The 12,252-nt window shown below is 63.1% G+C and carries 9 protein-coding genes and 1 pseudogene; all 10 read left to right on the top strand.

Going from position 1 to position 12,252, the window contains the following annotated elements; all coding sequences use genetic code 11:
• Window positions 1–157: 157 nt before the first annotated feature.
• Window positions 158–415 (top strand): annotated as a pseudogene (locus tag ACH4S7_RS33075) (transposase); the annotation flags it as partial.
• Window positions 416–615: 200 nt separating this feature from the next.
• Window positions 616–792 carry a hypothetical protein gene (locus ACH4S7_RS33080; RefSeq protein ID WP_398525168.1) on the top strand — a complete coding sequence of 59 codons (177 nt, stop codon included), beginning with the start codon at window positions 616–618 and terminating at the stop codon, window positions 790–792.
• A gap of 1,173 nt (window positions 793–1,965) precedes the next feature.
• Window positions 1,966–2,934, top strand: a complete 969-nt coding sequence (locus tag ACH4S7_RS33085; RefSeq protein ID WP_398525169.1) for a TauD/TfdA family dioxygenase — start codon at window positions 1,966–1,968, stop codon at window positions 2,932–2,934.
• A 116-nt stretch (window positions 2,935–3,050) separates the two neighbouring features.
• Window positions 3,051–4,187: an inosamine-phosphate amidinotransferase 1 gene (locus ACH4S7_RS33090; protein WP_398525072.1), complete on the top strand. Its 1,137-nt coding sequence runs from the start codon at window positions 3,051–3,053 to the stop codon at window positions 4,185–4,187.
• Window positions 4,188–4,222: 35 nt separating this feature from the next.
• A complete protein-coding gene (locus tag ACH4S7_RS33095; RefSeq protein ID WP_398525073.1) occupies window positions 4,223–5,170 on the top strand; it encodes an ornithine carbamoyltransferase in 948 nt (315 codons plus the stop codon).
• Window positions 5,171–5,428: 258 nt separating this feature from the next.
• The gene (locus tag ACH4S7_RS33100; protein ID WP_398525074.1) at window positions 5,429–5,764 is read left to right on the top strand and encodes a hypothetical protein; all 336 of its coding nucleotides are present in this window, start codon (window positions 5,429–5,431) and stop codon (window positions 5,762–5,764) included.
• Entirely contained in the window at window positions 5,734–7,281 is a 1,548-nt protein-coding gene (locus ACH4S7_RS33105) for a glycosyltransferase (RefSeq protein WP_398525075.1), read from the top strand. The genes ACH4S7_RS33100 and ACH4S7_RS33105 overlap by 31 nt, the downstream gene beginning before the upstream one ends.
• A gap of 52 nt (window positions 7,282–7,333) precedes the next feature.
• A complete protein-coding gene (locus ACH4S7_RS33110; protein WP_398525076.1) occupies window positions 7,334–8,848 on the top strand; it encodes a carbamoyltransferase C-terminal domain-containing protein in 1,515 nt (504 codons plus the stop codon).
• 598 nt (window positions 8,849–9,446) lie between these two features.
• Window positions 9,447–9,950, top strand: coding sequence for an AAA family ATPase (locus tag ACH4S7_RS33115; RefSeq protein WP_398525077.1), 504 nt, complete (start codon window positions 9,447–9,449; stop codon window positions 9,948–9,950).
• Between the two features lie 146 nt (window positions 9,951–10,096).
• Complete coding sequence (locus ACH4S7_RS33120) at window positions 10,097–11,890, top strand: glycosyltransferase (protein ID WP_398525078.1); 1,794 nt, start codon at window positions 10,097–10,099, stop codon at window positions 11,888–11,890.
• Window positions 11,891–12,252: the final 362 nt, after the last annotated feature.

The following is a 12,252-nucleotide window of genomic DNA, read 5'->3' on the forward strand; positions in this document are numbered from 1 at the left end:
CGTACCCCCCCCCCCCCCCCCCCCCCCCCCCCCCCCCCCCCCCCCCCCCCCCGCCCCCCCGCCCCCCCCCCCCCCCCCCCCCCCCCCCCCCCCCCCCCCGCCTGCGAGCCTCGACCTGGCCACCGGCACGATCCCCTACCGGATCCGCAGCGAGTTCCTCGCCCTGCTCAAGACGCTGCGAGAACGCTGGCCGGGGGAGAAGCTGTACGTGATCCTGGACAACCTCTCCGCGCATAAGCACTGGCGCTTCCACCGCTGGGCGGCCCGGATCAAGGTCGAGCTGTGCTTCACCCCGACGAACGCGTCCTGGGTGAACCCGATGGAGGCACACTTCAGGCCGCTGCGGCAGTTCACTCTCGCCAACCCGATTCACCGCAACCCCACCGTCCAGACGCGGAAGTTGCACCGCTACTGAACTTGATCGGAGCGGTCGGTGGAACGCTGGTCGGCGCCAGTGGCACGAGGACGGTCTGGTGGGGGTGGCATCGAAGGGATCTCCCGGCCGAGCCGCTACTGTCGGACACACAGATAACTGGACTGGAGGGGGAGTTGGAGCGCGGGCCGCTGGCGCATGGGTGGGCCGATCAGCGGTGGACGCTGGCCCGGGTGAAGACGATGATCGGCTGCCTGTTCCACGTCTCGTACACGGTGGAGGGTACGAGGCGGCGGCTTCGGCGGCACGGATGGTCCTGGATTACCCGAGCCGTGAAGCGTCGCCTCAGAGGGATCCGGTGCCGACCGGAGCTGGCCGACGGCTGCCTGACGGTCACGGGTCTGATGCTGGAGGGCTGACGTGCTTCAGTCCTCGCAGTTCGCGTAGTCGCCCGTCGCGACGTCGTCACACAGGGTCTCCTATAGCCCGTTATGTGTGAGTGGGGTGTCTTCGAGGGTGGCCAGGAGGTCGCGGGGGGTCGCCCGCCGCCTCGTCGCATCTGTCCTCCTCGCCTTCTTCGTAGGAGGGGGAGTGGGCGATGGTGGCCGCGGCGCACCGGTGGACGGATTCGAGGTTCCTGTTCATGTGATGGGTGGTCGAAGACTCGGTTATGGGGATGTGCACGATGCGGCGCGCAGCCTTTCGATGGCGATGTGTCCGAACAGGCTGCTGGTCTTGAAGACGATCAACTCGCTCTTGTCCATCCCGCTGAGGGCTGCCGTCTCGGCGGGCGGGTGGTACTCATGGCCGATCAGCCCCCCGCCGGGACGCCGATCTGCCGCAGCTTGGCGGCAATCTCAGTGGGCAGCTCTGGTGAGCAGCCGATACGGACTACGGCGTACTGGGGCAACGGCAACGGCGGCAGGTCTCGAATCACGCGGAGATCATCCTTGTGTTCCCGTGTCGTGGGGAACCGCGAGCCGGGCCCCCAGCACCACGCGGCAGACCCCGACATCACGGATTCAAGTTGGGTAGCTGCGCTGGCGCAATCAGAACGCGCGACACCCGGACGTCCTGGCCGCTCAATGATGCGAACGCGCCCGCATCCGGAGCGAGCATCCGCTCGGGCGGTAGACCCCGGGCAGTGCCAGCCTGATGCTTGCCTGCGGGCTGGCAGCACGGTACGGGAGATCGATATTGAGTCCCGTGACCTTGACCTCCACCACAGTTGTGGTTGAAGACTGTCACCATGGAAAATGATTTTGAGCTCGTCGCAGCCGCCCTGCCCGGTCCGACCCGTTCGGACGTGTGACCGGCAAAGTTTGCCGGGTGGCCGGTGGGCGTGAGGAAATGCAGATTTTGAGGGGGTGAGCCTTTCAGGTGGCGAAGGCTGGCGTGTGAATGGGCTTGGACCGAATTGCAGATCGAGCTCAGGAGTGACCCCCTCGCTGCTCGAGCCACCTGATGCTCTGTTGTGGCAATACCTGAGTCATCGATGTTGTACACCTTGATGGCCGATGGATCTCGGGCTTAGATTGCTTAGCCACGCGTAGGTCAAAGCTGCTTGTACGAAAGGATCCGAAGTGAATCCGATGACGAAGCTGCCTACAACCGAAACTGCGCTGCAACAGCACGAAGCTGAGGAAGTGTGGGCCGCGATCGGCCGATTGGTAGCCGATCAGGATCTCGAGTCGTTGACGCCGGAAGAGTTCGTCGATCTGGCGCTCGCTACCACACCGTTGTTGCCCGCCGGCTTGCGCCGGCGCATCACTGAATACCGACGTTACGCGCCAGGTGGGGACGTACTGCTCCTGCGCGGGATGCTCCCGGAAAGCGTGGCATTTCCCGCCACCGCCAGCTCCCCGTCGGAGCCACACGCTGGCCCGGCGCAGCGGGCCGCGCTGCTGCTCGCCAGCGTGATGGTCATGTTCGGAGAGCCTTTCAACTATTCTACGCTCTACGGCGGTCGGCTCGTGCAGAACCTGGTCCCGGTGCCGAGCATGGAATTTACTCAGACCAGCCAGAGCAGCACCGGAATGCTCGATTGGCATTGCGAGGACAGCTTTCGCGATGATCGGTGTGACTACGCTGGCCTGCTCTGTCTCAGAGGCGATCCCTCAGGGGCATCAATGTACGCCCAGGCGAAGGACGTTCCACTTTCGGCTGATGCCATAGAGACGCTTCGGGAGCCGCGGTTCCACGTGCGCCCGGACCCGGCGCATGTCCTGCCCGGCAAGGTACAGATGCGTCGAATCGCCATACTCTCGGGGTCGGAGTCGGCACCGGAGATCGCTTACGACACGCATCATATCGCGCCCATCGATGACGACGATCTTGAGGCTGCCGACGCGCTTCGCGAACTTGGTGCTTGTTTGGCAAAGGTCGCTGTCTCACATGTGATGGAAAGAGGTGACCTGTTGATCTTCGATAACAAGCGGGTTGTGCACGCGCGCACACCTTTTGATGCGCGTTTCGACGGTACCGACCGATGGCTGATGCGCGTCATGGTGTGCGGATCGGCCCTGTCGTTTCGCCGCTGGGGCCAGCGCATACCGGACTAGCCGGATCACATGGCAAGAGCATTGATCAACCGTCGCTAGAGCAGAGGAAGCTCGTTGCCGACGTTCCGATGATGAGGTTGCTCGCCCGGGACGCGCAGACGATAGGAGTACATCTGATGACGACTCAGCCCGAAGTGCGGTTGACGGCGGACGCCGGCGCGGAGCCCGTGCTGCCGCGCCTGCCGGAGTATCGAACAAAGGCGGTGAACTCCTGGGACGAGTTCAGCCCGCTTCGGGAGGTCATCGTCGGCGATGCTACCGGTGCACGGATCCCGATGCAGACCGACGTCTCCGCGTGGCTGAACGATTATCCCGAACTCTCCCGCTCCGAACGTGAACAGGTCGGAGGATGCTTTCCGCAGCGGGTGATCGAGGAGACCAATGAGGACTTGGCCGACTTGGTGACGACCCTCCGCGACCTGGGCGTCGTCGTTCATCAGCCCCCGGCGGTCGACCATCAACAGGAATTCGGCGGACTGGGTTGGCGCAGCCAAGGCCGTCACTCGTACTGCCCGCGTGACGTCGCCTTGGTCATCGGTTCAACCGTCATCGAGACGCCCAGCCCCTCGCGTGCCCGCTACTTCGAGCTGTCGAATATGAGGGACTTGTTCCAGGACTATCTGGAGCGCGGTGCTGCCTGGCTGAGCGCGCCCAGGCCCCAGTTGCGGGATGAGCTCTACCTTGAGGACGCGGCGGGCGGTCCTGCGCTGGGCGAGGCTGAGCCGGCCTTCGAGGCAGCCAACGTTCTGCGACTCGGACGTGACGTCTTCTATCAGGTGTCCCGCAGCGGCAACGAGTTGGGACTGCGTTGGCTGCAGTCGACCTTGCAGCTGATCGGCGACATCCGCGTGCACCCCTTGCGCGGCCTCTACCAGGGGACTCACATAGACAGCACGATCTGCTTCCTGCGCCCCGGCCTCGTTCTACTCAATCCCGAGCGAGTCCGGCCGGACACCCTGCCGGAAGTGCTGCGTGGCTGGGACGTGATCTGGTGCCCGCCCATAAACGAGCCTGTTGCTCCCGTCCTTTCTCGTACGTTGAGTACGCCGTGGGTGGGGATGAACCTCCTGATGATTAGTCCGCACATGGCCGTAGTCGATGGTAACCAGCCTGACCTGATACGCCTTCTGGAGGCTAAGGGCATCACAGTCGTGCCGCGCAGACTGCGTCATTCACGCGTGCTCGGTGGCGGGTTCCACTGCGTGACGTTGGACATAGTGCGAGACGGCGGGCCCGAGAGCTATCTGGATTGATCAGGAAAAACGGTCTGTATCTTGAGGAGATTTCCATGGTTGCTGGAGATTCGAACCGAAGGCCGTTGCTGAGCCTGAGGGAGCTCAGCGCGGAAGACATCTCGGAAATCGGCGACATCGCGTATCGATTCGGTCAGGCGCCGCAGGAATTTACTGGAGCATTGGACAGAACGCGAGTGGGCATGGTGTTCACTGCGCCGTCGACCAGGACCAGGATCTCGTTCTGGTGCGCCGCACTGACTCTCGGCTGCGATGTGCTGCACCTTGGCCCGGCTGACCTCCAGCTCTCCACCGGTGAGACGTGGAGCGATACCGGCCTGATGCTGGCGAACTATCTCGACGTCGTTGTTGCCCGCACTAATGGTCCACAACGTGAACTTGCTGAGCTGGCTGCCCACGTTCCGGCGACAATAAATGCGTTGACCTATGAGGAGCACCCCACGCAGGCGATCGCAGATTTATGTGCGTTGCGCGAGCACTTCGGTGATATTGAGAATCTTCGCCTCGCATATCTGGGTGGGGTGAACAACACCGCTCGTGCTCTGGCGCTACTTGTCTGCAAGTTGCCCTTCGCGAGCCTCGATGTGTACAGTCCGGTCGGCCTGGGCTTCTCAGCAGAGGAGATCAAATCGCTGAATGCCGTGAGTGGCGAAGGTGTGGTCCGTCAACACGATGAAGTGCCGGCCTCGGCGAATCCTGTCGACGCCGTCTACACCGCACGCTGGAATTCAATGAGCGAGACCCAGCAGGACCGTGACTGGCTCTCCCGGTATGCGCCGTTTTCCGTCACCACGGAAACCGTGAAGCGTTTCAGTGGATCAACCGAGGCAGTATTCATGCACGATCTGCCTGCGGTTCGGGGTCAGGAAGTGACGTCCGATGTCCTGGACGGGGCGAGCGTGACCTCGCTCGTGCGGAGACAGGCGCATTACAAGGAATCTGCCGCGGCATCCGCGCTGCTCTGGTCGATGGGCGGATTCTGAGAAGACCTGCGGTATGCGAATGACGGATTCTCTCGCGAGTGTTCTCGCACCGCGCGAGTCGAAGATGCGCAGCTACAGCAGAATGTGGCCGGTGGTGATTTTACTGTCGCACACGAAGGAACTGCCCTACGACGACGGTATCTCTGATGTCGCGGACCTTGAAGGGGCGCTGGCGGCCTGCCCGGGCGGTCTCGCCGGAACGGCTGCAGTCATCGTGGAGTCCAGGGCGAAGGCGGGGGACAACGTCGCCCGCGGCCAGTGGCTGCGGGCACTGGCCGCGGCCTCGCCCAGGGGTTGCGCACCGTCGGCGGCGAGATGGCCGGCCAAATCAGCGCGGATGTGTTCGAAAGGGGCCTTCTCGTCGAGACCTGCGGCCCGCAGGGCAAGGTCGTGAAGCTCCTGCCGCCGCTGTCCGTCACCACCGGCGAGGTCGACCAAGCGCTCGAAATCCTCGATGCGTCCGTGAAGTCGGCTCTTGCCCGGCTCGCCTGGGCCGGGCTGACCGACTCACCCGATGAGCAGCTCGCGGCGACGGTACCGATATCGAATGCGAGGAAGAATACTTGTCCGGTAACGACGATGTCCTGGTACTGACCACCCGCGAAAAGAGCTGGTGGTTGAGCCTGCAGGAAGTTATTCCCGCCATCGAGCGGGTCTGGACCGACATCGGCCGTTCCGAAGGCCAGAACGTTCGCATCATATGTGGCCCCTTACCGCGAGAAGCTGATCTTGGTCTTCAAGCCTCGGCTTCCCGACTCAAGGGCATCGTCATGACCACGGTCACGCCGTGGATCGCGAGAACGGCGCTTTTCCTGCGACGCCAGTTGCACGTGACAGCGCCCATGGTCGTCTATGTCTTCGGCGACTCCACGGAAGGGTTTCACGCCTTCGGTGATCTTACGGATGTCCTTACCGAGAGGGACACGTTTGTCGTGTCTTGTGAGGCGGAAGCAGAGGCGACCCGCTGCTCGTTCCCGAATGCGCAAGTCCGCGTGATTCCGATCCCGCTCGTGGACCAGTTCAAAGTAAGCGACAGCGATCACCATGCGCGGCTCGACACGCCTCGGCTGGCCTACGTAGGACGCGTATCCGAGCAGAAGAACCTGCACACTCTTCTGTTCGCCCTGTGGATATTGGCGGCTTCTGGGCGCGAGCCGAGCGTCGCCCTGGACGTGTACGGAGGCGAGGACAACCTCGGCAGTCCGAATATGGACCTCAAGTACCCGAACTATGCGACGTACCTGCAGGGTCTGTCCGAGCTGTTGGGACTGGGCCGAACGGTGACGTGGCACGGGCTCAAGCCGCGAGACTGGTTGTTCGACAATGTGCACTCGGAGCCACACATCCTTGTGTCGCCAACGCTGCATTCGGACGAGAATTTCGGTTCATCCGTACTGGCGTCGCTGGTCAATGGCCATCAAGTAGTTACGACCGCATGGGGTGGCCACCTCGGTTTCCAGGAATGGTTTCCTCAACAATTGGCACTGGTGCCTGTTCACCGCTCGACCATGGGTCCGGTCGTCAATCCCGTCTCGCTGGCTTACGCTATCCAGATGGCAACGCACAGGATGGGGGAGGCAACCGTGGACGCCGCTATCCTCAGTCGGGCACGTGCAGAGTTCTCGGCGAGGGGTGTAGCTCGGCGTTCCTATGAAATACTCGATCGGCCCACGGGCGACTCCGCTCCGCTGAAGAAGTCATCGATCCAACATGAGATCGATGAGAGGAGGTCCCTTTTCGGTGGCACCCGAAAGATTTATACAAGCTACGGGGATCCGATTGCGCAGGGGTTCTTCGAGATCTACGGCATGAAGGAACAGATCTCCTTCGACAAGCACGCCGACTACACCCTCGCTCCGTGGGTGAGCTACTCCGACAACGTCTTGTGCATAGATGATCCACATCGCGGCCGTCAGAGTTTTCATGTCGACGCGCGACCGGCCGAGCCCATTGAGGTCGCGATGTGTCCCCCCACGGATGTTTGTCGCCTGTCGGAGAGTCTTGTCTCGGACATTGTGGCTCAGGGGTACGCTTTTCCGCTTCCGCTGGCCCACTCGGCGGAGGTGGTAGAGATCTCGGGAGACGCATCAGGCGGGCGCTATAAAGAATGATCGGTTTTGACGTTCAACCAGCCATTTTGGATCGAGTGATGAGGATTTCGCTATGACATATCGGGGCGATCGGCTCATCGTATCGGTATTCTTCGGCGATCACGACTCGAACGTGACCGTCGCTACCAAGACTCGCACGCTGCTTCACCTCGAGGCCGAGCGCGTACTCGGGACGAAGCATGTCACTGCCACTGCGGAGCAGATGGACGAAGTGGTCTGGGCTGCTCTTCGCTATCTCGGCGCCGACGAGGACGCCGTCGACGAGGTGCTCGTCGCCAAGTGGAGCGCCAAGTACGATCTGACCCGTCCGATGCGTATTGGCCGTCGGGAGTTCACTCCGGTGATCACCGGTCACCATGCCAACCACATCGGCACCGCCCTGCCGTCCGGATTCGATCATTGCCTGGTGCTGTGCGCCGATGGCTGGTCGGAGGACGGAGCCACCTCGATGTACCTGGTGGATCATGGAAGGGTTGACCGGGTCGCCATTCTCGAGAAGACCTTCCTGACCGGACGGGTGTACGGCACCGCCACGCAGATGACGGTGCAGCCCGATTTCATGGCCGCTCACTCCTCCGACACCGGCAAGATGCTGGGGCTGTCGGCGTTCGGTCGCCACGATCCCGCACTGGCCGCGCGGATACGAGCTGATTTGGACGAATTCAACGACGCGTTCCCTGAAGGTGTCGAGCATCTCCGCCGGCGTTACGGTCTCAGTGACGTCTACTCTCGAACGCCTGATGAGCCGCGGTGCCACTTCGCGGCCACCGTTCAGAAGGAATGGGAGGAAGAACTGCTGGAGATCGCGGCCCGCTTCCGTCCTCTCTCGTCCCGTCTAGCCGTGGTCGGCGGCTGTGCGATGAACGTCGTGGCGAACGGTCGTTTGGCAAATAGCGGTCTGTACAGCGACATCTTCATCCCCGCCATGCCGTCCGACGCCGGCCAATCATTGGGTGCCGTATGGAATCGCTATCCCGATACGGTGACCTCCAGCCCCTACCTTGGTCGCCACCACGGAGTCGCGGCGACCAAGGCGTCTGTCACCTCGATGGCCGATGACCTGGCTGCGGGTTCCGTCATAGCGCTCTACACCGGCGCCTCGGAGTCGGGACCCAGAGCGCTGGGCAACAGGTCGATCTTGGCTGTTCCGCGCAGTGATGAGGTGCGGATACGGGTGAGTGAGCAGATCAAACGCCGCGAGTCCTATCGGCCGATCGCGCCCGTGATCCGGGCCGAGGACCTGAAGCGCTTCTTCGACGGCAGCTTCGATTCTCCGTACATGACGTATGCGTACGTCGCGAAGGCGGAGACCATGGATCGGGCCCCGGCCATCGTGCACGTGGACGGGACGAGTCGGGTACAGACGGTCGCACCTGACCAGCACCCTCTTCTCCATGCGGTCCTTACGGCTCTCGAGGAGCGCGGCGAGGCACCGATGCTCCTGAACACGTCGATGAATGTGGCCGGTAGTCCCATGGTCGACACGCCCGAAGAAGCGGCAGGGTTCCTCGCTGAGACGGCTGTGGACGTGCTCTACCTTGGCGATCAGCGTCTCGTCCGCCCGTGACCTGTCGACTCTCGGGTTGAGGCATCTGTCCTGGTCCGGGTGGCTCGTGCCGTTGCTCGTCCTGCCCGCGTTCGCCCCGTCCGAGGCCAAGGAGATCCGTGTCTTCGGGATCGACGACCGGATCTCCGGCACCGCTCAGAACCACGGCATGACCCATATGCGGCCGATCTGGGAGGACGATTACCGAACCGCTCGAGCCGGATCCAGTCCGTGCTCGTTTCGTGCCGATCCTGGTCGCGTTCCTGACCGTGTGAGCACAGACCGAACACGGCCATAGCAGCCTCGCCACGGAGACCGCCGTGCTCACGGCGGCGTGGGCGGCGTTCCAGGCTCCCGGTCCTTCGGGGCGACTCCGAGCGGGACGTCCTCAAGAGGCTGGACCTGGGGAAAGGCCGGGCGACGTTGGTGACGACCTCATCCTCGTCCTCGAAAAAGGACGGTTATTGAATGTCGGCTCGCACGAAGAACTGTTTGGCCACGTCTGCCAAGTATGCCGCATTGTTTTCTCTGTAGCAGACCGCGTACACGTCGTAGGCGGGTGTGAATGACGGGTGCTGGCCGCCTTGAAAGCGCGCACGTGAATCTGTACCATGTGGCCATGGGTATGAAGAACTACCTTATCGAAGGTGTTTCCTGCACTGGTAAAACCTCGGTGTGCAACGAATTGCTGAGGCGGGGATACGATGCCATCAACGGCGACCGGCAGCTAGCCTATCAAGGGGATCCGGAAACTGGCAGGGAAACAGAAGGCCATGGGCACGAAAGCCACATTTGGGATGTCGAGAAAGTAGAGGCCATCGTCGCCGACAAAAGGACGCCGGTCACGTTGCTCTGCGGCGGTTCCAGGAATTTCTCAAAGTTTACGCACCTCCTTGATGGTGTGTTCGTTCTCGAGATCGACCTCGACACATTGATCCGTCGGCTTGACGAGCGACCGGACGACGAGTGGGGTGCAAAGCCGGAGGAACGGGAACTCGTACTGCGGCTGCATCGAACGAAGGAGGACGTCCCGAAGGACGGCATTTCCATCGATGCCACGGCGCCCCTCGCGCACGTCGTCGACGAGATTATCCGTCAAAGCGGTGCCAGAGCCCTGGAGTAAGGAGCTCACGCCGCCCCTCGCCACGATGGTCGACCCCGCTTCGTCCAGCATGCGGGGTCACCGGCGGGTTGAACCGCACCGGGATGGTGGCGCGGACTCGGCGACTTCGGTGCGGTTCAGGTCGTTTTGAGGCCAAGGAAATGGCAATGACTCAGAAGAAGAGATCTGTCTTTTTTATCGGGTTTCATGGAGTCGAAGGCATCTCCGTCGGCGGCCCGCGCGAGGCCGAACAACATGCCGATCTGGAGTTCCTCCCGCTCGATCAACCGCCACTCGCCCGCGTCGATGAGGTGACGGTGCGCGCCCGCACTTCGGCCGATCTGCGCCGGGCCACCGTACTCGACCATCTCCTTCCAACTGCTCCCGTCGTTCACGTGGTCATTGAGGAAATGCCGGATTGGCGCCAGCCCCCGTTGCCCTCACCGGGCGACGAGACCATCTGGTTCCATCTGCGTTCGGCTGCGACGTCAAGGGAGGGAGAGCGCGGCTGGTGCGTCCGTACCGCCTTCGACCTGGACGTCGACGCGGGGACCGTGGTGGCGGCGATCGTCCGGATGCTCGAGGGTCACCGCCTCAACGGCGGCGCGCTGCTCGCGGCGCCTGCGGGACCGGGAGCTGTGCAGAAGAAGAGTTCGTTCGCGACGCCAGACCTGCTCGAGCCCTTCGTCAAGCGGACCGAATTGGTCGCGATGGACCTGTTCAGACAAGCAGGTCGGCACCATGATGCGCCTCTCGACGAGCGTTCGGTCAATCCCATCGGCTTCGACCCCGGTGCGAACGGCCCCATCGCCATACTCGCCTGGATCGAGTGCGGCCCCGCTCTCACCGCGGACGGGCATGAACTCCTACGCCTGCACTCCGGGTCGGCCCTCACGGACGCCGACATATTCAGGCTTCGATGGTTACGTGGCATACGTCTTGCGCCGCCGCCCTCGTCGCCCGACGACGGCGCAGCCCTTGCGCGCCTCGTCGTCTCGTGTGCTGCCGCGGGGATCCCCTTGACCGCATCTTCCTCGCATCGCTGGTCTGCCCTGCTGGGCGAGACGCTGGCACAATTGATCGCCGGCGTGAAGGACGAGGAGCTTTGCGACCCGCTCACCCGCGAGGAGCACAGCATCCGCCAGCGGCGGTATGCCCTGCGCCACTACGGGATGAGGCGATTCTGGCTGGAGACGTTGCGCGAGCGGGGGCACATACAGGCCGCGCCTCTACAGCCGTCGGTTTCGGTGCTGCTATGTACCAAGCGCCCAGAACTCGTGGACTTCGCCCTTCGGCAGATCGCCCGTCAACGCGGCGTGGACGTGGAAGTCGTACTGGCCCTCCACGGGATGCCACAGCCCGAAAAAGTGGCGAGAAGAGCGCTGGAGAACTCCGGTCTTCGGATCGTGCCGGTCACGGTCCCCTCGCACTACCTTCTGGGCGAGGCCCTCAATTCGGCGGCATCGAGGGCTTCCGGCTCGTACATAGCCAAGATGGACGATGACGACTGGTACGGACCCGACCACCTCGGCGATGCGCTGCTGGCGCAGCTCTACTCGGGCGCTGACTTGGTCGGGTGCCCAGCGGAGTTCGTCTATCTGGAGTCGCTGGACATGACCGTGCGCAGGCGGCGTGGCAGGACCGAGGCGCCGTGTGCCCTGACCCCGGAGGGGCTTCTTCCCGGTGGCACTCTCGTCATTTCCCGGACGGCACTGGAGGGTGTCGGCGGGTTCAGAGCGGTTGCGCGGTTCGAGGACACCGAGCTGAGCAATGCGGTCCGAGCTGCCGGCGGTCGGGCCTACCGCATGCATGGCCTCAATTACCTCTATCGGAGACGCGCGCCGGGAATGCACACCTACACTGCCACGAGCGAGCACTTCCTCAAGGAGAACAGCAGGCGGTGGTCCGGCCGTTTCTTCAACCACCTGATGGAGGCGGACTCTACCGAGCCCTACGGCTGACACGACCTGACACTCACTGACCCAGCAGCTTCGGCCGTGAGTTTGTCCTACCTTCCAAACGTGGGTCCGAGCTGGTCATTCGTAGGATCGGCGGACCCAGGGGTTCTGGGTACGGCTGTGAGCTTGTCGCCGTTGGATGGCTTAAAGAACTTGGCCGCCCGGAGCCCTGCGACGACTACGCATGGACTCCACGGGCGCCGTGGCAGGACACTGCGGTTCCTGGCCTTCTCGTACTCACACGGCTGCGCCGCCGCGAGCTGAGTGGGGGCTCTGTCGTTGTGCCCTGCCTATCGGAAGGCAACCCCGGACGAGGGCACTCACTCGAACCGAAGCTCCGCGCGGCCACTGAAGTAACGGCTTCT

The organism is Streptomyces sp. NPDC020965 (assembly GCF_044333555.1).
Classification (GTDB): Bacteria; Actinomycetota; Actinomycetes; order Streptomycetales; family Streptomycetaceae; genus Streptomyces.

Coding starts and splice junctions, on each gene's coding strand:
- ACH4S7_RS33080 (WP_398525168.1), top strand. CDS start 616: ATGATCGGCTGCCTGTTCCACGTCTCGTACACGGTGGAGGGTACGAGG.
- ACH4S7_RS33085 (WP_398525169.1), top strand. CDS start 1,966: ATGACGAAGCTGCCTACAACCGAAACTGCGCTGCAACAGCACGAAGCT.
- ACH4S7_RS33090 (WP_398525072.1), top strand. CDS start 3,051: ATGACGACTCAGCCCGAAGTGCGGTTGACGGCGGACGCCGGCGCGGAG.
- ACH4S7_RS33095 (WP_398525073.1), top strand. CDS start 4,223: ATGGTTGCTGGAGATTCGAACCGAAGGCCGTTGCTGAGCCTGAGGGAG.
- ACH4S7_RS33110 (WP_398525076.1), top strand. CDS start 7,334: ATGACATATCGGGGCGATCGGCTCATCGTATCGGTATTCTTCGGCGAT.
- ACH4S7_RS33115 (WP_398525077.1), top strand. CDS start 9,447: ATGGGTATGAAGAACTACCTTATCGAAGGTGTTTCCTGCACTGGTAAA.
- ACH4S7_RS33120 (WP_398525078.1), top strand. CDS start 10,097: ATGACTCAGAAGAAGAGATCTGTCTTTTTTATCGGGTTTCATGGAGTC.